The sequence below is a fragment of the Haladaptatus sp. QDMS2 genome (assembly GCF_029338295.1).
GTDB lineage: Archaea > Halobacteriota > Halobacteria > Halobacteriales > Halococcaceae > QDMS2.
The window spans coordinates 1,900,353-1,919,843 of the sequence record NZ_CP119791.1 but is presented as its reverse complement, the minus strand read 5'-3'; the positions used below and the strand labels follow the sequence as shown (position 1 = coordinate 1,919,843).

The window sequence follows — 19,491 nt, the reverse complement described above, 5'->3', positions numbered from 1 at the left end:
CGTCGGCCCGGAATCCGGTCGCTCACCGTGTCACCTCGTCGCCGACGTGACCGAAAGTGGCATTTTCAGTACGTAAACTGTGTAGCATAACAGGTACTGTGTGAATCGATTTCGTTACTGAATCGAGCAGTGCGATCCGGACCTGTGAAGCCGGATTGCGGGAAGAGTCCGGAAAACCCGCACGTAATTCTCGGTAACACTTCTTGGTTATAAAAGCCTTCGCAAAATTGTAGCCAATCGGCCGCCATGTTCAGCCATGCGACTCACCCCCGACGCCGTCCGTGAAGAGCGCGATTGGGTCAAAAACCGTGCCTCAGTCGTCGTTCCGCTCGTAAACGACGTTCGCGAGAAACTTGGCGCGCAGTTCGACGTGACGGTCGAACCGATAATCGAGGCCGCCTATCGAGACGCCGTAGACGAGGTGTTCGCAGACGGCACACTTGCCGTGAACGTCGCGGGCATCGTCGCCATCCTCCGGGACCTAGATTGCGAGGGCGACTACCCCGGCTTCGTCGTGGACGAACTGCTCGGGCGCGAACTCGCCGCGATGATTGCGGGGAACCAGCCGTTCCACCTGCTCGGACAGGCCACGTTTCACTTCGCGGACGTACACACGCACACGTCGGGCGTCGCGGGCGCGGACGACCTCGACGCCGCCCTCGCCGCAGGGTTCCAGACCCGCCTGCCGGGGTGGTCGTGGACCGAAGGAGAGAGTCCATTCTCCGTGACCGACTGACGCCTCCTCGTCGCCGAGAACCGAACAACACCGGGTTTAATACCGGCCTCCGTCACTGCTCTATCAATGAGCGGAGAGCAGGAACTCGGTGTCACAGAGAGCAAAGAACACAACCCCGGCGAGTGGTACGCCGAGGTCGTCCAGAAGGCGAATCTGGCTGACTACGCGCCGATGGGCGGCTTCATCGTCACGAAGCCCCGCGGCTACGCCCTCTGGGAGGGGATTCAGGAAAACCTGGACGGGTGGTTCAAAGAAACCGGCGCACAGAACGCCTACTTCCCGCTCTTCATCCCGGAAAGCTACCTCGAACGCGAGAAGGACATCGTCGAGGGGTTCGACCCGGAAGTCGCGTGGGTCACCCACGGCGGGCACAACGAACTCGAAGAGCGCCTCGCCGTTCGCCCGACGAGCGAGTCCATCATCGCCCCGTACATGGCGAAATGGGTGCGCAGTCACCGTGACCTGCCCCTTCGACTGAACCAGTGGTGTTCGGTCGTGCGCTGGGAGGCGACGGACACGAAGCCGTTCTTCCGGACCAAAGAATTCCTCTGGCAGGAGGGTCACACCGCCCACGAGAGCCAGGCCGAGGCCTGGGACGAGACGATGACCCGCCTCGACCAGTACGAAAAGCTCTACACCGACGTTCTCGCCATCCCCGTCCTCAAAGGACGGAAACCGGAACACGACAAGTTCCCCGGCGCGCACACGACCACGACGACGGAGGCGCTCATGCCCGACGGCAAGTCGGTTCAGGGCGCGACGAGCCACTATCTCGGGCAGAGTTTCGCCGAAGCGTTCGACCTCACCTACACCGACGTAGACGAAGTCGAGCAGGTCGCCCACACCACGTCGTGGGGCCTCTCCTGGCGCGCGGTCGGTGCGCTCATCATGACGCACTCCGACGACCAGGGCCTCATCGTACCGCCGACAATCGCCCAGGAACAGGTCGTCATCGTCCCCATCTGGAACGAGGACAACCGCGAGGAGGTGCTCGATTACGCAGAAGACATTAGAGACGAGCTGGACGCCGGTGGCATCCGCGTCGAACTTGACGACCGCGACGAGCGCAATCCCGGCTTCAAGTACAACGAATGGGAACTCAAGGGCGTCCCACTGCGCATCGAAGTCGGCGGCTACGAGGTCGAAGACGAGGAGGTCACGCTCGTCCACCGCCCCGACGGCGAGAACGTCACCGAGGACAACGACGAGAACCTCGCGGCGACCGTCCAGTCGCACCTCGACACCATCTACGACAAACTCTACGCGGCCGCAGAAGAACGCCTCTACGAGAACGTCCGCGAGGCGGACAACCGAAACGAAATCCTCGGGACGATTGGCCAACACGGCGGCTACGTGAAGACGCCGTGGTGCGGTGAGGAGTCCTGCGAGACGGAAATCAAGGACACCATTGCCGCGGAAATCGTCATGGTCCCGCTAGACCGCGACGAGGAACCTATCGGCGACACCTGCGCTATCTGTGGCGAAGATGCCCACGAGACGGCATACTTTGCCAAATCCTACTAAATACGCAGATTTTCTGTCGAAGATTTTGATTTTCCGCCCCTGAGACGACGCTCGCGTATGACGAATCCTGAAAATATAGTGGCATATATATGCAATTAAGTGAGTTAAACAGTCCCTTAGTCCTTCAGGGGTAACCTCTTATTGGTGAATGCGGACGTTTGGCACATGGCTAACCTTTCACCTGACAGCCGTGAGTCCCCTGTCCGGGGTCTCGCGGACCCGATGGACGCCCGGGCAAACTGTGGCGTCGGCGTCGTCATGGACTTAGACGGCGGCGTCTCCCACTCCGTCGTGGCCGATGGCGTCGAACTGCTCGTAAACCTCGAACATCGCGGCACCACTGGCGCGGAGGAAGACACTGGCGACGGCGCTGGCATCATGCTCCAGATTCCCCACGACTTCTTCGCCGCCGAGATTGACGCCGACCTCGGCGCGCCACGAACCTACGCCGTCGGCTCCCTCTTTCTCCCCCAGAACGACGACGCACGCGACGCTGTGACAGCCGTCGTCGAAGACGCACTCGCAGACCAGCACCTCGACGTGCTCGCCTGGCGCGACGTTCCAACCGACAACGCGGCGCTCGGCCAGACTGCACTCGACGCCGAACCGCACATCGCGCAGGTGTTCGTCAAACCCGCCGCCGACGTAGACGTGACCGCCTTCGACCGCCGACTTTACGTTGCCCACCGAACCGTCGAGAAGGCCGTCGAAGCCGCCGATATCGAAAACAGCGACCGTTTCTACCTCTGCTCGCTCGACCGGAAGACGCTCGTCTACAAGGGTCTGCTCAAGGCAGACCAGCTCGCGGGCTACTTCCCGGACCTCACCGACGACCGGGTCGCTTCTAACTTCGTGCTCGTCCACGCGCGGTTCTCCACGAACACGCTCGGTGCGTGGCACCTCGCCCACCCGTACCGCCGGATGATTCACAACGGCGAAATCAACACCATCCGGGGGAACATCAACTGGATGCGCGCCCGGGAGACTGACCTGGCGAGCGACGTGCTCGGCGACGACTTAGACGACATTCGGCCGATCATCGCGGACGAAAATCAGAGCGACACCGCCTCCGTCGACAACGTCCTCGACTTGCTGCTCGCGGAGGGGAAATCGCTGCCACACGCGCTTCGCATGCTCATCCCCGAGGCGTGGAGAAACGTCGATATCGCAGACGACCGCCGCGACTGGTACGACTTTCACGCCTCGCTCATGGAACCGTGGGACGGTCCGGCGCTCGTCGCCGCGACCGACGGCGACCGCGTGGGCGCGGTGCTTGACCGCAACGGCCTGCGCCCGTGTCGCTACGACATCACGAGCGATGGTCGGCTCATCATGGCCTCCGAAGTCGGCGCTCTCGAAACCGACCCGGCGAACATCGAGGAACGCGGTCGCCTCCAGCCCGGGCAACTGTTCCTCGCCGACCCCGAACAGGGGCGCGTCGTCCCGGACGACGACGTGTTCGCGGACCTCGTGGACCCGAAATACGGCCAGTGGGTCGCAGACCAGCAGGTCAGACTCACGGACCTCAACGTCGCCGACGCGGACGCGACGGTTCCCGAGAACCTTCGCAACCGGCAGGCGCTATTTGGCTACACCTACGACGAACTCGACAACCTGCTCGAACCGATGGCTCGCAAGGGCAAGGACCCGGTCGGGTCGATGGGCGACGACACGCCGCTGTCGGTGCTCTCTGATTACAACCGGCCGCTGTTTAGCTACTTCAAGCAACTGTTCGCCCAGGTGACGAACCCGCCGCTCGACTACATCCGGGAGGAACTGGTCACGTCGCTCGAAACGCGACTCGGTCACCAGCGCAACCTGCTCGCCGAATCGCCCGAACACGCGAACCAGCTCGTCTGTGACTCGCCCATCTTCCGCACCGAGGAACTCGACTCGATTCGCGGACTGAACACCCTCTCTGTAACCACGCTCGACGCGACGTACGACCCCGACGAGGGACTCGAAGCCGGCGTCGAAGCCATCCGCGAAGGGGCGACGAAAGCGGCCGCAGCACACGACATCGTCGTCCTCTCCGACCGCGACGCTGGCCCGGACCGCGCCCCGATTCCGAGCCTCCTGCTCACGGGTGCGGTCCACCACCACCTCGTGCGCAACGGTCTTCGCAACCACTGTGGCCTCGTCATCGAATCGGGCGACCCGCGCGAGGTCCACCACATGGCGACGCTCGTCGGCTACGGTGCGGACGCCATCAACCCGTACCTCGCCTTCGAGACCATCGCGGACCTCGTCGCCGGCCCGGACGGCGCAGACCCCGTCGCCGCCGTTGACGCCTACGTCGGCGCGCTCGAAGACGGCCTGCTCAAAATCATGGCGAAGATGGGCATCTCGACAGTCGAGAGCTACCAGGGTGCGCAGATTTTCGAAGCGGTCGGCCTCGACTCCGACTTCGTCGCCGAGTACTTCGAGGGGACCGAGAACCGCACGGAGGGCATCGGCATCGAGGAAATCGAAGGCGACCTGCTCGAACGCCACGCGACGGCCTTCGCTGAGGACGCCAACCTGAAGCGGGTCGGAGAGTACGAACACCGCTCCAGTGGCATCTTCCACGGCTGGAACCCACAGTCGGTCGGCACGCTCCAGCAATCGGTGCGCAGCGGCGATTACTCGCGGTACAAGGAGTTCGCGGCGCAGATGAACGACCAGAACGAGCAACTCCAGACGCTGCGGGGCCTGCTCGAATTCGACGACAGCCGCGACTCGATACCCATCGAGGAAGTCGAATCAATCGAGTCCATCGTGAAACGCTTCTCGACGGCCGCGATGAGTCTCGGGTCGCTCTCACCCGAAGCCCACGAGAACAACTCCATCGCGATGAACCGCCTCGGCGCGAAGTCGAACACCGGCGAGGGTGGCGAACCCCCAGAACGCTTCGGCACCGAAAAGGAGTGTAACGTAAAGCAAGTCGCCTCGGGGCGCTTCGGCGTCACGAGCCACTACCTCTCCTCGGCCGACGAACTGCAAATCAAGATGGCCCAGGGGTCGAAGCCCGGCGAGGGCGGCCACCTCCCCGGCCAGAAGGTAAACGACATGATCGCCCACGTCCGGTACGCGACGCCGGGGGTCGGCCTCATCTCGCCGCCGCCGCTCCACGACATCTACAGCATCGAGGACCTGAAACAGCTCATCCACGACCTCAAAGTCGCAAACGAGAACGCAGACATCAACGTCAAACTCGTCTCCGAGGCTGGCATCGGCACGATTGCAGCGGGTGTCGCGAAGGCCAACGCCGACGTGGTCCACATCAGCGGCCACTCCGGTGGGACGGGTGCGAGTCCGCGCACGTCCATCAAGAACGCGGGCCTGCCGTGGGAACTCGGCCTCGCGGAGGCGAACCAGATGCTCTGTCAGACCGGCCTGCGCTCGCGTATCCGCGTGACCGCAGACGGCGGGCTGAAGACGGGCCGCGACGTGGCCGTCGCCGCCCTGCTCGGCGCAGAGGAGTACGTCTTCGGAACGGCGAGTCTCGTCACTTCCGGCTGTGTGATGGCCCGTCAGTGTCACAAGAACACCTGTCCGGTCGGCGTCGCCACGCAGGACGAGAACCTGCGCCGGCGGTTCCCCGGCGAACCACAGCACGTCATCAACTACATGACGTTCATCGCGGAGGAACTGCGCGAAATCATGGCCGACCTCGGCTTCCGCACGGTCGAGGAGATGGTCGGCCGCGTAGAGGCGCTCGAACAACGCACCGACGTGAGCCAGGAGAAAGCGAAGAAAGTTGACCTCTCTGCGGTGCTCGCGCCCCTCGCGGGCGAGGCGCGGACGAAGACCGAAGAACAGAACCACGACCTCGATTCGCAACTTGACCACGCGCTCATCGAGCAGGCGATGCCCGCCTTACAGCGCCGCGAACCGGTCGCCATCGAGAGTGGCATTACGAACGTCGACCGTGCGGTCGGCGCGATGCTCTCGAACCGCATTTCGACGAAATTCGGCGGCGACGGCCTCGCGGACGACACCATCGCCATCGACTTCGAGGGGACAGCGGGCCAGTCCTTTGGCGCGTTCCTCGCTTCGGGCGTCACGATGCACCTGACGGGCATCGCCAACGACTACGTCGGCAAGGGGCTCTCGGGCGGCAAAATCGCCGTCCAGACACCCCCAACGGCGTCCTACGCCGCGGACGAAAACGTCCTCATCGGTAACGTTGCCTTCTACGGCGCGACCGAGGGTGAAGCCTACATCAACGGCATCGCCGGCGAGCGGTTCTGCGTGCGTAACTCCGGCGTGAAAGCCGTCGTCGAAGGCGTCGGTGACCATGGCTGTGAATACATGACTGGTGGGGTCGCCGTCGTCCTCGGCGAGACGGGCAAGAACTTCGCCGCCGGGATGTCCGGTGGCGTGGCCTACGTCTTCGACGAGAACGATACGCTCGCCGGAAAAGCGAACACAGGCATGGTCAGTCTGGAACGCGACCTCGCAGAGCGCGACCGCCGCATGCTAAAGCGTCTGGTCGAGAATCACGCGGCCTACACTGGCAGCGAGCGGGCGAAGCGCCTGCTCGAAAACTGGGACGCCGCGCTCACGAGCTTCGTGAAGGTGATGCCGGACGCCTACGCCGAGGTCATCGGCGAGCGCGACACGGAGGACGTGCGCACGGAACTCCCACAGTCGGCCACGGAGTTTACAGAGGCCCCGGCGGGAAACGGTTTCGCGCTCTCTGACGACTGAACAGAGGGCGTACCTTTTTATCCGAATGCGGGACCAGTGCCCCTGTGGCACCGCTCGAAACCGACCGCCTTCGCCAGTACTTTGCGCACCCGCCACCCAGCACCTGCCATGGACACTGCGCTCGTCATCGGCGGCACCCGGTTCATCGGCAAATGGGCAGTACGCGACCTCCTCGACAACGACTACGACGTGACTATCTTCAACCGGGGGAACCACGAGAATCCCTTCGGTGAGGCGGTCACGCACATCCAGGGTGACCGAACGAACGACGCCGAACTCGTGGCTGCGGCCCGCGAGGCAGACCCGGACGTCGTCTTCGACTGCGTCGCCTACAAACCCCGCGAGGTACGCACCGCGACGCGCATCTTCGAGGACGTAGATGCCTACGTCTACATCTCCAGTGGCAGCGCCTACGGCGACGAGGAGATTCCAAAGCGCGAGGGCGTCACGCGGCTGTGTGAGTGTACGAACGAGCAGGCCACAGCCGACACTGACGAGTCCTACGGCCCGCGCAAAGCCGAAGGCGACCGCGCCATCTTCGCGGCCGCAGAGCGCGGCGTGAACGCCATGAGCATCCGCCCGTGCATCGTCTACGGCCCGGACGACTACACGGAGCGCCTCGACTACTGGATAGACCGGGTGCGCAACTACGACCGTGTCGTCGTCCCCGGCGACGGGACGAACCTCTGGCATCGTGCCTACGTCGAGGACGTGGCGAGCGCCATGCGCATCATCGCGGAGGAGGGCGACCCCGGTGAAGCCTACAACGTCGGCGACCAGCGCCTCGTGACCTTAGAGGAGATGGTCCACCGCATCGCCGACTGTCTCGATACCGACGTAGAGGTCGTCCACGCGGGCGAGCGCGAGCTGTCTATCGCCGACCTCGCTCCCGAGGACTTCGTGCTCTGGCGAGACTACCCGCACGTGCTCGCGACGGACAAACTCGCTCGCCTTGGCTGGGAATCGACGCCGCTTCGCGAGGCGATGCAGCGGTCGGTCGACGACCACCGCGACAGCGACCGCAACGGCAGCGAGTGGGACCCCGGCCGCGACGCTGAAGAGCGGGTGCTCTCGGTACTCGACACCATCTGAATGGAAAACTGAGGGTGTGGGGGAACGTCGCTGGTCACGGCCAGCGTCCGTAGTAAGCCGAGTGAGCGGTAAACCAGTATTGACAAATCCGTCCAAACGACAGTGCACGGAGAGTAAACGGTATCACGGCGGGCGGTTCATGTGTTGGTATGTTTACCAAGTCGTCGTGGATTCGCCTGCCGCGAAACGTCCTGGTGGGCCACGGGGTGCTCGACCAGACGGTCGAGGCGGTCTCCGAACTCCATCTTCGCGGCACGCCGGTTCTCGTGACGAGTCCGACGCCGCGGAAGATTGCGGCCGACCGAATCATCGAGCAGTTCGAGGATGCAGGCTTTTCCCCGGAGGTCGTGGTCGTAGAGCAGGCGACCTTCGCGGAGGTCAAGCGTGTTATCGACCAGGCCGAAGCGGTGGACGCCGGATTCCTCGTCGGCGTCGGCGGCGGCAAAGCCATCGACATCGCGAAGATGGCCGCAGACCGCATCGACCGCGGATTCATCTCCGTCCCGACCGCCGCCAGCCACGACGGCATCGTGAGCGGGCGCGGGTCGGTTCCCGAGGGTGACACCCGTCACAGCGTGGCCGCGGACCCACCGCTGGCCGTCGTCGCTGACACGGAACTGCTCGCCGACGCGCCGTGGGAACTCACCACCGCCGGATGTGCGGACATCATCAGTAACTACACCGCGGTCAAAGACTGGCAACTCGCCCACCGGCTGAAGAACGTCGAATATTCAGAGTACGCGGGGGCGCTCTCCCAGATGACCGCCGAATTGCTCGTCGAGCGCATCGACGCCATCAAACCCGGCTTAGAGGAGTCCTCGTGGGTGGTGGTGAAGGCGCTCGTCTCCTCCGGCGTGGCGATGTCCATCGCCGGGTCCTCTCGGCCGGCCAGCGGCGCGGAACACCTTTTTTCCCACCAGCTAGACCGCCTCGCGCCGGGTGCGGCACTCCACGGCCACCAGGTGGGCGTCGGGTCGATTCTCATCGAGTATCTCCACTCGGGTGAACAGGGTCAGTGGCAGAACATCCGCGACGCCCTCGACAAGTTGGGTGCGCCCACGACAGCGAAGGGACTCGGTATCGACGCAGAAACAGTAATCGAAGCGTTGACGACGGCCCACGAAATCCGCGACCGCTATACGATTCTCGGTGACGGCGTCAGTGAGGACGCGGCGATAGAAGTTGCGACCGTGACAGGCGTCATCTAAGCGGGAAGCGCGTCGGCGATGGTCGCAGGCGGGTCCTGCCACCATTCTACTCCTGCGACTCGCTCACCGAGTTCGAGTTTGTCACCGGAGAGCGCACCAGAAAAGAGGACTTGAAGTTGATACACGGGCGGTCGGTCGACGTTGCGTTCGTCACCGATGCCGACGATGGAGACGCGTTTGACGTCGTCGATGCGGCATCGATAGCCTGTTGTCTGTTCGACCCACCGCGCCGCGCCCGCTTCGAGGGATTCGTCGGCCTCGATGGCTCCACCCGGTTCCGCCCAGCGGTTGGTTCGGTCGTCGTCGTTTACGAGCAGCACCCGGCCCTCGTCGTCTTCGATCCAGACGCCTGCACAGGCGACTTTTCCGTCTGCGAACCGCTTTCGCGCCTCTTCGTAGGCCGCAGGCGGTAGGGCGGTCGTCGTCTGATCTACCGCGACCGACCCATACCGGCCGGAGAGTGCAGAAAGAAGCTCCGCGACGTCCTCGCGGGAGCGATCTGAGACAGCCATAGCCGGTTCAAAACAACCAGACGTAATAAGTCTTCTACAATCCCAAATGTACTCGAAGCTGACCTGTACGGCAACAATAATGCGGGTACGGATTCGAACGTGTCCGAGTCTGGTACTTTCCTCCCCTCGTCGTTCGAATCTCTCTGAAACGGGACTTATGTGGGGTGATGACTGTCCTCGTCCGTTTTACAGGGGTGGTGACCAGTCAGACGTACTTTTCGAGGAATGATACCACCGTGGTGTAGGCGGTGACGCGGTTTTCGAGCTTCGAGAAGCCGTGGCCCTCGTCGTCGAAGATGAGTTTCTCCACCGGGACGTGGGTTTCCGCTTCCGCGGCGATTTGCTCTGCCTCGCCGACGGGGACGCGCGGGTCGTTTTTCCCGTGGAGGACGAGCAGCGGCGCTTCGATGGCGTCGATGTTGTTGATGGGGCTGATGCGCTCTAGGAACTCGCGGTCTGTTTCGAGTGACCCGTACTCGGCTTCGCGGAGGGCGCGTCGCCAGTCGCCCGTGTTCTTGAGGAACGTGACGAAGTTCGCGATGCCGACGATGTCGATGCCGGCCGCCCAGAGGTCCGGGTACTCGGTGAGCGCGGCGAGCGTCATGAACCCGCCGTATGACCCGCCCATCACCGCGATGCGCGAGGGGTCTACTTTCGGATGGTCGTGGAGCCACTCGACTGCGGCTTTGATGTCTGCCACCGAGTCCATGCGCTTTTCGACGTCGTCGAGGCGGGTGTAGGACTTCCCGTAGCCGGTCGACCCGCGGACGTTCGGTTCGAACATCGCGTAGCCGCGATTCAGGAAGTACTGCTTGACGGGGCTGAAGGAGGGCCGTCGCTGGCTCTCCGGCCCGCCGTGGATGTCCACGAGAACCGGCGTCTCCCCGTCGCGGGCGTCAGCTGGGAGGGTGAAAAAGGCGGGAATGTCGAGACCATCGAACGATTCGTAGCGGACCACTTCCGGTTCGCGGAAGGTGTCCTTCGGAATCCCGGCGGTGGCGGCGTTCGTCCACCGCGTCGACTCCCCGGTCTCTACGTCCACGACGTAGACGTTCGCGTTCTCTGCGCTCCCGGTGACGGTAATCGCGAACTGGGTCGCGTCGTCGTTGTAGCTGATGCCGCCCTGGACGCCGCGCGGGAGGTCGGGGTCCGGGTACGATTCGATTTCCGTCGCGGCGACAAGGTCGCCGACGGTGAGGTCGGTGTAGCCCTCGACGTTCCGGGCGTAGACGATGCGGCCCGTCTCCTCGTCGATGGCGGCTCCCGAGACGTTCCACTCGTCGTCGACGACCACCGGTTCGATGTCGTGGGTCGCGAGGTCGAGGCGGCCAAGCCAGAGCAGATCCGCGTCCTCGTCAGTCACGAGATAGAGACTCTCGCCGTCCGGACCCCACTGGATGCTCCCATAGCGGATGTCCCCCTCGTGGGGCGTGACGTGTTCTAAGTCGCCCGATTCGATGTCGAGGACGTACACGTCCTGGTCGAAACTGGAGTGGGCTTTCGACACGAGGAGTCGTGAGTCGTCGGGGCTCCAGCCGCCGACCGTGAGCCAGCCGTCGCCCTCGTAGACGAGTCGTGCCTCGTCGCCCATGTCGTCTCTGTCCTGTACGTAGATGTCGAAGACGCTCCCTTCGCGGCGATTCGACGAGAAGGCGAATCGCTCGCCGTCGTGGCTCCAGCCGCCCCACCAGTGTTTCGCGTCCGGGGTCGCGGTGAGGTTGGTAATCGTCCCGTCGCTGTCGAGGCGAAACAGTTGCTCGCGCTCGTTGCCGCCCTCGTCCATCCCGAAGACGAGTTCGGGATTCTCGGGTGACCACGAGGCGAAGGTGATTCGCTCGTCGTAGAACGTGCGCTGTTCGGGCCAGTGGCCGGGTTCGTGGAGCGACCAGACCTGCGAAACGCCGGTCGTGTCCATCAGGAAGGCGAGTTCGCCGTGGGGGCCAAAGGAGGCCGACCCGGCACTGCGAATATTGAGATACCGCTCGACTTCGTACGTCATAGGTCAACATACGACGGCTGGGAGAAAGCCGTTCGGGTCGCGTGACTGTCACGAGGACGTCGGGGTCCTTCCGGGTGGTTTTTTATCAATTGATTTCGTCCCGAGGTGTATGCGCGTCGCGTTCGTCTCGCTTTCTGGGGCAGACAGGCGAGACACTCCGGGGAATTGGCGAGTTCGCCGAGTCGCAGAGGGACTCGCCGCGGCCGACCACGAGGTTGCCGTCTTTTGTGCCCAGTGGTGGGAGGGAGAGACCGTCTCCGTCTTCGACCGCGCGGACGTCACCTACCACGCCCTCACTGACACTCCTGGCCCGCTTTCGTTTGCGAGTCGCCTTCCCTTCGCCTTGCGTTCGTTCTCGCCGGACGTCGTCCACGCCACCCCCGACCCGCCGTCGCAGGTCGCTGCCGCCCGGTTCTTCTCTCTCTTCGGCCGCCGGCCGCTCGTCGTCGAGTGGTACGGCGACGAGGACCCGCCCACGTCGTGGGGCGAACGATACACGACCCGTGCACCCACCACCGTGGTCACGCCCTCGCGGATGGTGAGCACCTGGGTTCGCGAAGCCGGCGCGGCAGAGGAGGCCGTCGAAATCATTCCGGAGGGAATCGACGTGGAACTCACGGCTGAGACCGAGCCACACTCGGACGTGGACATCGTCACCTGCCGGCAGATGGACGGGAACGCGAACGTCGAGAGTCTGCTACTCGCGCTCGCGGAACTGCGCGACCGTGACTGGCACGCCGTCGTCATCGGCGACGGTCCGGCGCGTGCGAGCGCGAAGGAACAGGCCGCGGACTTACGAATCGCAGACCGCGTGACGTTCACGGGCGAACTCCCGCCCGCAGAACGCGTCGCCTACTACAAGGGAGCCCACGTGTTCGCCCACACCGCGAAGCGAACGCCCTTCGCCACGGAATTGCTCTGGGGGCTCGCCTGCGGCTGCGTCGGCGTCGTCGAGTACCACGCGAACTCGGCGGCCCACGAACTCGTCGAGGGACTCGAACGCGGCTTTCGGGCGACCTCGCCGCCCGAAATCGCGAGCGCCATCGAGAAAGCCGGCCGACTGGACCACCGCACGACCGACGACCGATTTTTCACATACAGTCAGGAGACGATGCTAGAGCGGTATCTCGATTGCTACCGCGACGTCCGCGGGACGTACGGACTGTTCTGAAAAGCGTATGGCACGCGAGGGGCGGCGGTGGTGCGTTCCCCGGAATGCAAGTTCCATTTTTACCCGCCCCCGTTTCTATCGCCCCTCGGCGCGACCTACGCGCGTACACCCCCCAACGTGTGTGCACGCAGGTACCGTCACTTTTCATACTCGCGGAGTTATTTCATTCGGTTGCTCGGGAAACGTATTTATGAAGCGTCCGCTTCCCCACCGTCGTCGTCGAAGGACCCAACCGCCGCTTGGACGACTTTCCGGACCGCCGGTCGCAGGCGCTTTGAGACCGCCTGCGAGGAGATGCCGAGTTCGGCACTGAGCGCGTCGAGCGACGCCGCGCGCGGACTCTCGAAATAGCCTTCTTCGACCGCAAGCACGAGGGCCTCCCACTGCTCGTTCGTGAGGTCGTATCGACCCTCCTTCGCGTCTCCGGCCGTGGGAGAGACGACGCGGACAATCTCGACCGGAATCTCGTGGGCCTCACAGAACGAGTGAAACGTGGTGGCGGTGTTGTGTTCGGGGAACCGAACCCTGAAGAACCACTCTTCGCCGCCGCTCGCTTCGAGGAGCGTGCCACTCGCTCGAACCAACCCCTCCAGCAAGTCGTCGGGCGGGACCTCCCACGAGATGCGATAGAGGCGTTTATCGCCGATGTGGTCGAGCAAAATCGGCGCGTCGACCGCTGACGCCCCTTTGACCGCATCCTCGAACGCGTCTGGTTCCACCCCTGAAACCCAGACGTACGGAACTGGCGTCTCCCCGAGGGGAACGATTCGTTCCAGTTCGACATGCGTCTCCGGATGCCCGGCGAACGCGTTCCCGAGCGAAAACGCGGTTGATGGAACGCGAAACTCGACGATGATGCTCATACCGTTTGAGGCGGGTTCCAGATGGAGAAAAGTTTTGCCCGAATAATTGTGATAAAAAATCCGAAGTTCTGGAGGCGTCAGTCGAATCGTGCCGGGTCGCGTGCGGCCAACGCGGCGCGGACTGCCGCCACGTTCTCTTTTACGTCGTGGACGCGAACGATGTCGGCACCGCGTTCGACGGCGAGCGTCGTCCCCGCGACGGTTGCGGCCAGTCGGTCGCCCTTTTCTTGGCCGATGAGGCCGAACATCGACTTGTGTGAGTGACCGATGAGGACGGGACAGCCGAGGGCGTGGAACTCGCCGGCCCGGCCGAGAATCTCGAAGTTTTCGGCGGGCGATTTGCCGAATCCGAGGCCGGGGTCGACGATTATCTTCCGGCGGTCCAAACCCGCCTTCTCCGCGAGCAGGACGCGCTCTTTGAGTTCCTCGATGACGTCCTCGACCACGTCGTCGTACTCGACGGTGTGTTCTGGGACGACGGGCGCATCTAAGCTGTGCATGACGACCACGGGCGCGTCGTACTCGGCGGCGACGAAGCGCATCTCCGGGTCGCCGAGGCCAGTCACGTCGTTAATAATATGGGCACCCGCATCCAGTGCTGCCCGCGCCACGGCGGCTTTGCGCGTGTCGATGGAGATGAGGCAATCGAGGTCGGCAAGTTGTTCGATGACGGGAACGACCCGTGCAATCTCGTCTTCGATGCTCACTTCCTCCGCGCCGGGGCGCGTGCTCTCGCCGCCGACGTCGATGATTTCTGCGCCGTCCGCGAGCATCTCCTTCGCCCGCGAGAGGGCGTCGTCGACGGCCTCGTAGCGGCCGCCGTCGTGGAAGCTGTCGGGGGTGACGTTCAGAATCCCCATGACGACAGGGTGGTCCTCCCACGGGTAGCCGAGTGATTCGGGCTGGGTCTGAATCGAGAGCGCCTCGCGGATGTCGTCTGCGAAGTGCGAGAGCCCGTAGGGCTGGCCGTCCAGTTTGTCGGCGAGGCGCTTGAACTGGGCGAGCGTCCCCATCAACACCACGTCGAACGTCTCCTCGTCCTGGTCGTTCAGCCCCGAGAGGGCACACTCGCCGCCGAGTGAGAGCAGCTCCTCTTTCAGGTACTGCGCCTGGCGCTTCTGGACGCGAGTCTTGAGCACGCGGTGGACGCCCTTCTCGCGCATCCGCCAGACGCCGGGGGCGGTGACGTGTGCGCCGGCGAGCGTGTCGCGGGCGGCGTCTAAGTCAACGATTCGCTTTGGAATCTCGACCCGCGTCCAGCGCCGGCGCGCCTCAGCAACGACGAACAGCGACCCGGTCATCAGGACGCAGTCTTCGGGGCCAGCTTTCGAGAGCGCGAGTTCCACGGCGCTCTCGACCGCGCTTCGTCGTTCGACGTCCGAGACGCCGCGCTCCTCGAAGATGCTCGCGAGCACGGCTCTGTCCTCGGCGCGGTCCATGTCGGGCTGGCAGGTGACCACGGAATCGGGCGTCGGCAGCGCATCGACCATGCCCTGGTGGTCCTTGTCGCTCATCGCGCCGAAGACGAGGTGGAGGTTCTCGTACTCGAACTCCGCGAGCACGTCGGCGACGACTTCGCATGCACCGGGGTTGTGCGCCCCGTCGAGGACGGTGAGCGGTTCCTGGCTCATGATTTCGAATCGGCCCGGCCAGAACGCCTTGCGCAGCCCGCGGGCGAGCGTCCTCCCTTCTACGTCTGCGACCTGTCGAGCGAGCACGGCGGCCACGCCCGCGTTGGTCGCCTGGTGTGCGCCGACCATGGGTAGTCGCGCATCGACGTTCCAGTCGGGGCCGGCGAGGGAGATGCGGCCTTCGAGGCCGTCGCGTCCCTCGTAGGTGACCGTCACGTCCGCGCCGTCGGTTCCCACGGTCACCACGTCGCCGGCCTGTGCGCGGACCGCGTCGAGAGCCGACCCCGTCGCGGCGGTGACGAGGGGGTTCACGCCGCTCGCGACGTGGGCCTTGTCCGTGGCGATTTCTTCGACGGTGTCACCGAGGTACTGGGTGTGTTCGAGCGAGACGTTCGTAACCGCGCTGGCGATTGGGTCGACGGCGCTCGTCGCGTCGTACTTCCCGCCGATGCCAACTTCGAGGACGGCCACGTCCACGTCCTGTCGGGCAAACTCCCAGATGGCGAGTGCGGTGAGCGTCTCGAAGAAGGTGGGTGACTCGCCGCGCGCCGCCGCCTCGGTGAGATACGACTTTGCCTCCTCGACGAATCGGACGAGGCCCCGCTTCGAAATCATCCGGCCATTGACGCGGATTCGTTCGCGAACGTCTTCTAAGTGTGGCGAGGTGTAGAGGCCGACGTTCAGTCCGGCCTCTCTGAGCGTGGATTCGACCATCCGGACGGTGCTTCCCTTGCCGTTCGACCCCGCGACTTGCACGAAGGCGACGTCCTCGTCGGGACTGCCGAGGTGGTCGAGCAGGTCGCGGGTCGCCTCGGTCCCGGCCCGTGGGGTGAACCGCCGCAGGTCGAAAAGAAAGTTCGCGGCGTCGTGGAACTCCATACAGATGAAATCTTGAGGTGTCCGCTTTAGCCTGTCGAAGGCCGAAAGCGGCGGCGCTTACCGCCTGAGTTCCGACAACACCGCGCCCTCGGCCTTCCGCAGGTGCTCGCCCACCGTCCCGGCGGCGCAGTCGAGTTCAGCGGCGATATCGGCGTGGGTCGCGGCTCGCGGGTTCTCGTAGTAGCCGAGGTCGAGTGCTACGTCCAGAACTTCTCGCTGGCGACTGGTGAGGGCGGCCCGCAACGCTTCTCGGTCCGGGTCGTACTCCCCCGTCCGTTCGAGCCAGACGGTCACGCTCTCGGGCAGGCCGGCGAAGGCTCGCCGAATTCGGTCCTGTGCGCCGGCGAGCGTCAGTTTGAGGCTCCCCTCGCCGGTGAATTCGAGTGGCGTGTCGATGATGAGTTTGTGCTCGTCGGCGAGGGTGAGCAGTGCCGTCGCCGGGTCGTCCGGTTCGAAGTGGACGTGCGCGTGGAACTGCTCGCGAGTCGCGTCGAACACGTCGAAGGAGAGCACCGCTTCGCTGTCGGCGAGTACCGCCTTCAGCGCGTCTGCGTCCCCTCGCAACCGATAGAGTGCGACGCCCGTTCCGTCGTTGAGCAGGTTGAGGTGCAAGAACGATTCGCGGGTCACCGCCCGACACTCGGCGATGGCTCCGTCGACGCTGTGAAAGCCCGGCGTGCTCGGTGTCAGCCGGATGGTGAACTGCCGCATGCGTCGTTCAAATCGACGCGCAGCCACGGTTTAGCTTCTGCCGGCGGTAGCCGGCTTATAAAGTCCCTCGTATGCGACGCCCAATCGACTTCGGAGTTAGTCGCGTCGATTGTCACGAACTCACATGGCAACTGACCACACCGGCCCACTCATCTTCCCGAGCCAACCCTGGTTCGACCGGTATCGGGAAGTCATCAACGGCGACGAAAAGCACGCGAAACTCGCAGACGGCTATGGCACCGACTTCAACGGCGACTACATCTTCGTGATGACAGACATGCCCGTAGACGAGATGAACGAGGCGGAGATGCCTGACTTTCTGCGCGAGGAACTCGAGGAATTCGTCCACGAGACGCCCGACGACGGCCACGTTGGGTGTGCCTACCTCGGCCTCGAAGACGGGCGCTGCACCGGCGCGCGCCTCGTCGAAAGCCCGGACGCGGTGGACCACGGCTTCGTCCTCACGGCGACCATCGACGACTGGAAGGACCTCATCGACGGGCAGGTGGACATCATCTCCGGGATGATGTCCGGGCGGTTCGCACTCGACGGCGACATGCAAAAGACGTTGCAGTACTCCGCCGCCGCCCAGCGCCTGACCGAACTCGCCGCCTCCGTCGACGCACAGTTCGCAGACGAAATTTACACCAACTGACTTCCAATGACGATTCCAGAATCTGACATCGAACGCGCACTGACCGCAGACCAGTCTGAACTCGGCGACATCCTTCCACAGGTGCTCGCAGAACTGGAGGGGACCGTCCCGGAACTCATAGAATCCCGGCCCGACCTCTATCGCGGCCTCGTGATGCAGATGCAGGAGATAGACGTGGCCGCGTTCGTCAACGACCACCCCGACGTGGCCGACCGCTACATGGACCTCGTCTGGAAGGGTGCGGAGGTACTCGCCCGGCAGAACGAGGACCTCCAGGATCAGATTCGCGAGGACATCGTGGCGAACTTCGTCGCTACCGACTGTCCGATGGAGGGTCACCTCCAGTTGAACCCGGACGCGGGAACCATCACGGGCGGAGCGGGCACGCTTTCAGACGTCGATTTCACTATCGAAGCTCCCGCCGAAGTCCACGTCCAACTCATCACGGGCGCCATCGACCCGGTTCAGGGCTTCATGCAACAGCAGTACTCCCTCGAAGGAAACGTCGGCAAGGGTACTCGCCTCGCGCCGGTGATGAACCAACTCACCACGACGCTCGAGCAATGAAACTCACCCAGGACCAGCGCCTGTTCAAAGAGACGCTCCGGGACTACCTCGAACGAGAAATCGCTCCCGAGGTGGACGAGATGGACCAGGAGCCACTCTCCAAGGAGCAGGCGCTCTCGTACATGCGCGACCTGCGCGAACTGGGCATCGGCTACGACCCCGACACCGCCGAGGACTACTTTGGCGACCTGATGTACTACGCCATCGGCTCGGAGGAAATCGCCCGTGTCTGGCCGAGTCTCAACGTCACGCTGAATATGTCCTTCCCCGCGCTGTGGGCGAACTGGGCATCAGAGCAGACGCAGAACGCCGTCGGCGACAAACTCGACAAAGGCGAACTCATCGGCTGCATGGCCGTGAGCGAACCCGGGTCAGGCAGCGACACCGCCCGCCCGAACACCACTGCCCGAAAAGAAGGCGACGAGTACGTCCTTTCTGGCGAGAAGACGTGGGTTTCGAACGCGCCAATCGCGGACGTGGCGCTCGTCGTCGCCCACGACGAGGAAGCCGATATGCAGGACATGTTCATCGTCGACCAAGAGACCTCGCCGTTCGAGACGCGGAAACTGGATAAGCTCGGATGGAAAGCCTCGCCGACCGGCCAAATCTTCCTCGACGACGTGCGCATTCCGGCGGAGAACAAACTCTCGACCTCGATTACGCGAATGCTTCAGCAAGGCAAGGACCTCTACGAACTGCCTTTCGCCGACAGCATGGTCGAACTGTTCCTGAACGAGAAACCGCTGAACGCTATCTTCTCGTTCATGCGCGTCGGCATGGCGTTCATGGCCGTCGGCATCGGACAGGCCGCCCTGGACGACGCGCTCGCCTACGCCACCGACCGGGAGACGTTCGACAAGCCAATCGGTCAGCACCAACTTGTCCAGGAGCAACTCTACGACATCAAGTGCGCCGTCGAATCGTCGCGGCACATGGCCTACCACGCCGTCGAACTCCTCGACGACGCCGACCCTGAATCGCGCCTGTATTCCTCGCTGGCGAAGGGCTACGCTTGCGAGCAGTGCGTCGATGCCACCTACGACGCGATGCAGGTCCACGGCGCGAACGGCCTCTCGACCGACTACCCGCTCGAACGTTACTACCGCGACGCCCGGACGATGACCGTGCCAGATGGGACGACCGAAATTCAGAAGCTGATTGTGGGCTACGAGATGACGGACATGCCGGCGTACTGAGGCGGTCGTCTGTCGCCATTCCCTTTTTGTCACTTCCGGTGACCGACACGACAGC

General features: G+C 63.8%; 14 protein-coding genes. 9 read left to right on the top strand and 5 right to left on the bottom strand.

Translation table 11 applies throughout. From position 1 onward, the window contains the following. Positions 1 to 256 precede the first annotated feature (256 nt). The 5 genes from P1M51_RS10440 (at position 257) to P1M51_RS10420 (ending at position 9,252) form a co-directional block, all read left to right on the top strand. The gene (locus P1M51_RS10440) at positions 257 to 736 is read left to right on the top strand and encodes a hypothetical protein (protein WP_276248145.1); all 480 of its coding nucleotides are present in this window, start codon (positions 257 to 259) and stop codon (positions 734 to 736) included. A gap of 66 nt (positions 737 to 802) precedes the next feature. Further along, positions 803 to 2,260 carry a proline--tRNA ligase gene (proS, locus tag P1M51_RS10435; RefSeq protein ID WP_276248144.1) on the top strand — a complete coding sequence of 486 codons (1,458 nt, stop codon included), beginning with the start codon at positions 803 to 805 and terminating at the stop codon, positions 2,258 to 2,260. A 165-nt stretch (positions 2,261 to 2,425) separates the two neighbouring features. Further along, the gene (gene gltB, locus P1M51_RS10430) at positions 2,426 to 6,952 is read left to right on the top strand and encodes a glutamate synthase large subunit (protein ID WP_276248143.1); all 4,527 of its coding nucleotides are present in this window, start codon (positions 2,426 to 2,428) and stop codon (positions 6,950 to 6,952) included. A gap of 108 nt (positions 6,953 to 7,060) precedes the next feature. Then, positions 7,061 to 8,044: an NAD-dependent epimerase/dehydratase family protein gene (locus P1M51_RS10425; RefSeq protein WP_276248142.1), complete on the top strand. Its 984-nt coding sequence runs from the start codon at positions 7,061 to 7,063 to the stop codon at positions 8,042 to 8,044. Positions 8,045 to 8,193: 149 nt separating this feature from the next. Continuing rightward, complete coding sequence (locus tag P1M51_RS10420) at positions 8,194 to 9,252, top strand: NAD(P)-dependent glycerol-1-phosphate dehydrogenase (RefSeq protein ID WP_276248141.1); 1,059 nt, start codon at positions 8,194 to 8,196, stop codon at positions 9,250 to 9,252. Here P1M51_RS10420 and P1M51_RS10415 read toward each other — a convergent pair. Next, positions 9,249 to 9,764, bottom strand: coding sequence for an NUDIX hydrolase (locus P1M51_RS10415; RefSeq protein ID WP_276248140.1), 516 nt, complete (start codon positions 9,762 to 9,764; stop codon positions 9,249 to 9,251). The genes P1M51_RS10420 and P1M51_RS10415 overlap by 4 nt on opposite strands. 205 nt (positions 9,765 to 9,969) lie before the next feature. Next, positions 9,970 to 11,763 (bottom strand): S9 family peptidase, encoded by a 1,794-nt coding sequence (locus P1M51_RS10410; protein ID WP_276248139.1) that lies wholly within the window; start codon positions 11,761 to 11,763, stop codon positions 9,970 to 9,972. Positions 11,764 to 11,872: 109 nt separating this feature from the next. Here P1M51_RS10410 and P1M51_RS10405 point away from each other — a divergent pair, with 109 nt between their 5' ends. Then, on the top strand, positions 11,873 to 12,934 hold the full coding sequence (locus P1M51_RS10405) for a glycosyltransferase family 4 protein (RefSeq protein WP_276248138.1): 1,062 nt from the start codon (positions 11,873 to 11,875) through the stop codon (positions 12,932 to 12,934). A gap of 188 nt (positions 12,935 to 13,122) precedes the next feature. On the opposite strand, the gene P1M51_RS10400 is transcribed toward P1M51_RS10405, so the two are convergent. The 3 genes from P1M51_RS10400 to P1M51_RS10390 all read right to left on the bottom strand — a co-directional run bounded on the left by P1M51_RS10400 (position 13,123) and on the right by P1M51_RS10390 (position 17,018). Then, positions 13,123 to 13,797 carry a helix-turn-helix domain-containing protein gene (locus P1M51_RS10400; RefSeq protein ID WP_276248137.1) on the bottom strand — a complete coding sequence of 225 codons (675 nt, stop codon included), beginning with the start codon at positions 13,795 to 13,797 and terminating at the stop codon, positions 13,123 to 13,125. Positions 13,798 to 13,874: 77 nt separating this feature from the next. Next, on the bottom strand, positions 13,875 to 16,307 hold the full coding sequence (gene folP / locus P1M51_RS10395) for a dihydropteroate synthase (RefSeq protein ID WP_276274439.1): 2,433 nt from the start codon (positions 16,305 to 16,307) through the stop codon (positions 13,875 to 13,877). A 57-nt stretch (positions 16,308 to 16,364) separates the two neighbouring features. Next, complete coding sequence (locus P1M51_RS10390; protein WP_276248135.1) at positions 16,365 to 17,018, bottom strand: helix-turn-helix domain-containing protein; 654 nt, start codon at positions 17,016 to 17,018, stop codon at positions 16,365 to 16,367. A 124-nt stretch (positions 17,019 to 17,142) separates the two neighbouring features. On the opposite strand from P1M51_RS10390, the gene P1M51_RS10385 reads away from it, so the two are divergent. Genes P1M51_RS10385 through P1M51_RS10375 form a run of 3 tightly spaced genes read left to right on the top strand, consistent with a single transcriptional unit; the run spans position 17,143 to position 19,436 of the window. Next, a complete protein-coding gene (locus P1M51_RS10385) occupies positions 17,143 to 17,673 on the top strand; it encodes an SCP2 sterol-binding domain-containing protein (protein WP_276248134.1) in 531 nt (176 codons plus the stop codon). Between the two features lie 6 nt (positions 17,674 to 17,679). Then, positions 17,680 to 18,240 carry an SCP2 sterol-binding domain-containing protein gene (locus P1M51_RS10380; RefSeq protein ID WP_276248133.1) on the top strand — a complete coding sequence of 187 codons (561 nt, stop codon included), beginning with the start codon at positions 17,680 to 17,682 and terminating at the stop codon, positions 18,238 to 18,240. After that, positions 18,237 to 19,436 carry an acyl-CoA dehydrogenase family protein gene (locus P1M51_RS10375; RefSeq protein ID WP_276248132.1) on the top strand — a complete coding sequence of 400 codons (1,200 nt, stop codon included), beginning with the start codon at positions 18,237 to 18,239 and terminating at the stop codon, positions 19,434 to 19,436. Before P1M51_RS10380 ends, P1M51_RS10375 begins: the two co-directional genes overlap by 4 nt. Positions 19,437 to 19,491: the final 55 nt, after the last annotated feature.

What these genes read in the sequence shown, in the direction of transcription:
- P1M51_RS10380 (WP_276248133.1), top strand. Translation starts at nt 17,680, where the DNA reads ATGACGATTCCAGAATCTGACATCGAACGCGCACTGACCGCAGACCAG.
- proS (WP_276248144.1), top strand. Translation starts at nt 803, where the DNA reads ATGAGCGGAGAGCAGGAACTCGGTGTCACAGAGAGCAAAGAACACAAC.
- P1M51_RS10410 (WP_276248139.1), bottom strand. Translation starts at nt 11,763, where the DNA reads ATGACGTACGAAGTCGAGCGGTATCTCAATATTCGCAGTGCCGGGTCG.
- P1M51_RS10420 (WP_276248141.1), top strand. Translation starts at nt 8,194, where the DNA reads ATGTTTACCAAGTCGTCGTGGATTCGCCTGCCGCGAAACGTCCTGGTG.
- gltB (WP_276248143.1), top strand. Translation starts at nt 2,426, where the DNA reads ATGGCTAACCTTTCACCTGACAGCCGTGAGTCCCCTGTCCGGGGTCTC.
- P1M51_RS10415 (WP_276248140.1), bottom strand. Translation starts at nt 9,764, where the DNA reads ATGGCTGTCTCAGATCGCTCCCGCGAGGACGTCGCGGAGCTTCTTTCT.
- folP (WP_276274439.1), bottom strand. Translation starts at nt 16,307, where the DNA reads ATGGAGTTCCACGACGCCGCGAACTTTCTTTTCGACCTGCGGCGGTTC.
- P1M51_RS10405 (WP_276248138.1), top strand. Translation starts at nt 11,873, where the DNA reads ATGCGCGTCGCGTTCGTCTCGCTTTCTGGGGCAGACAGGCGAGACACT.
- P1M51_RS10385 (WP_276248134.1), top strand. Translation starts at nt 17,143, where the DNA reads ATGGCAACTGACCACACCGGCCCACTCATCTTCCCGAGCCAACCCTGG.
- P1M51_RS10400 (WP_276248137.1), bottom strand. Translation starts at nt 13,797, where the DNA reads ATGAGCATCATCGTCGAGTTTCGCGTTCCATCAACCGCGTTTTCGCTC.
- P1M51_RS10425 (WP_276248142.1), top strand. Translation starts at nt 7,061, where the DNA reads ATGGACACTGCGCTCGTCATCGGCGGCACCCGGTTCATCGGCAAATGG.
- P1M51_RS10440 (WP_276248145.1), top strand. Translation starts at nt 257, where the DNA reads ATGCGACTCACCCCCGACGCCGTCCGTGAAGAGCGCGATTGGGTCAAA.
- P1M51_RS10390 (WP_276248135.1), bottom strand. Translation starts at nt 17,018, where the DNA reads ATGCGGCAGTTCACCATCCGGCTGACACCGAGCACGCCGGGCTTTCAC.
- P1M51_RS10375 (WP_276248132.1), top strand. Translation starts at nt 18,237, where the DNA reads ATGAAACTCACCCAGGACCAGCGCCTGTTCAAAGAGACGCTCCGGGAC.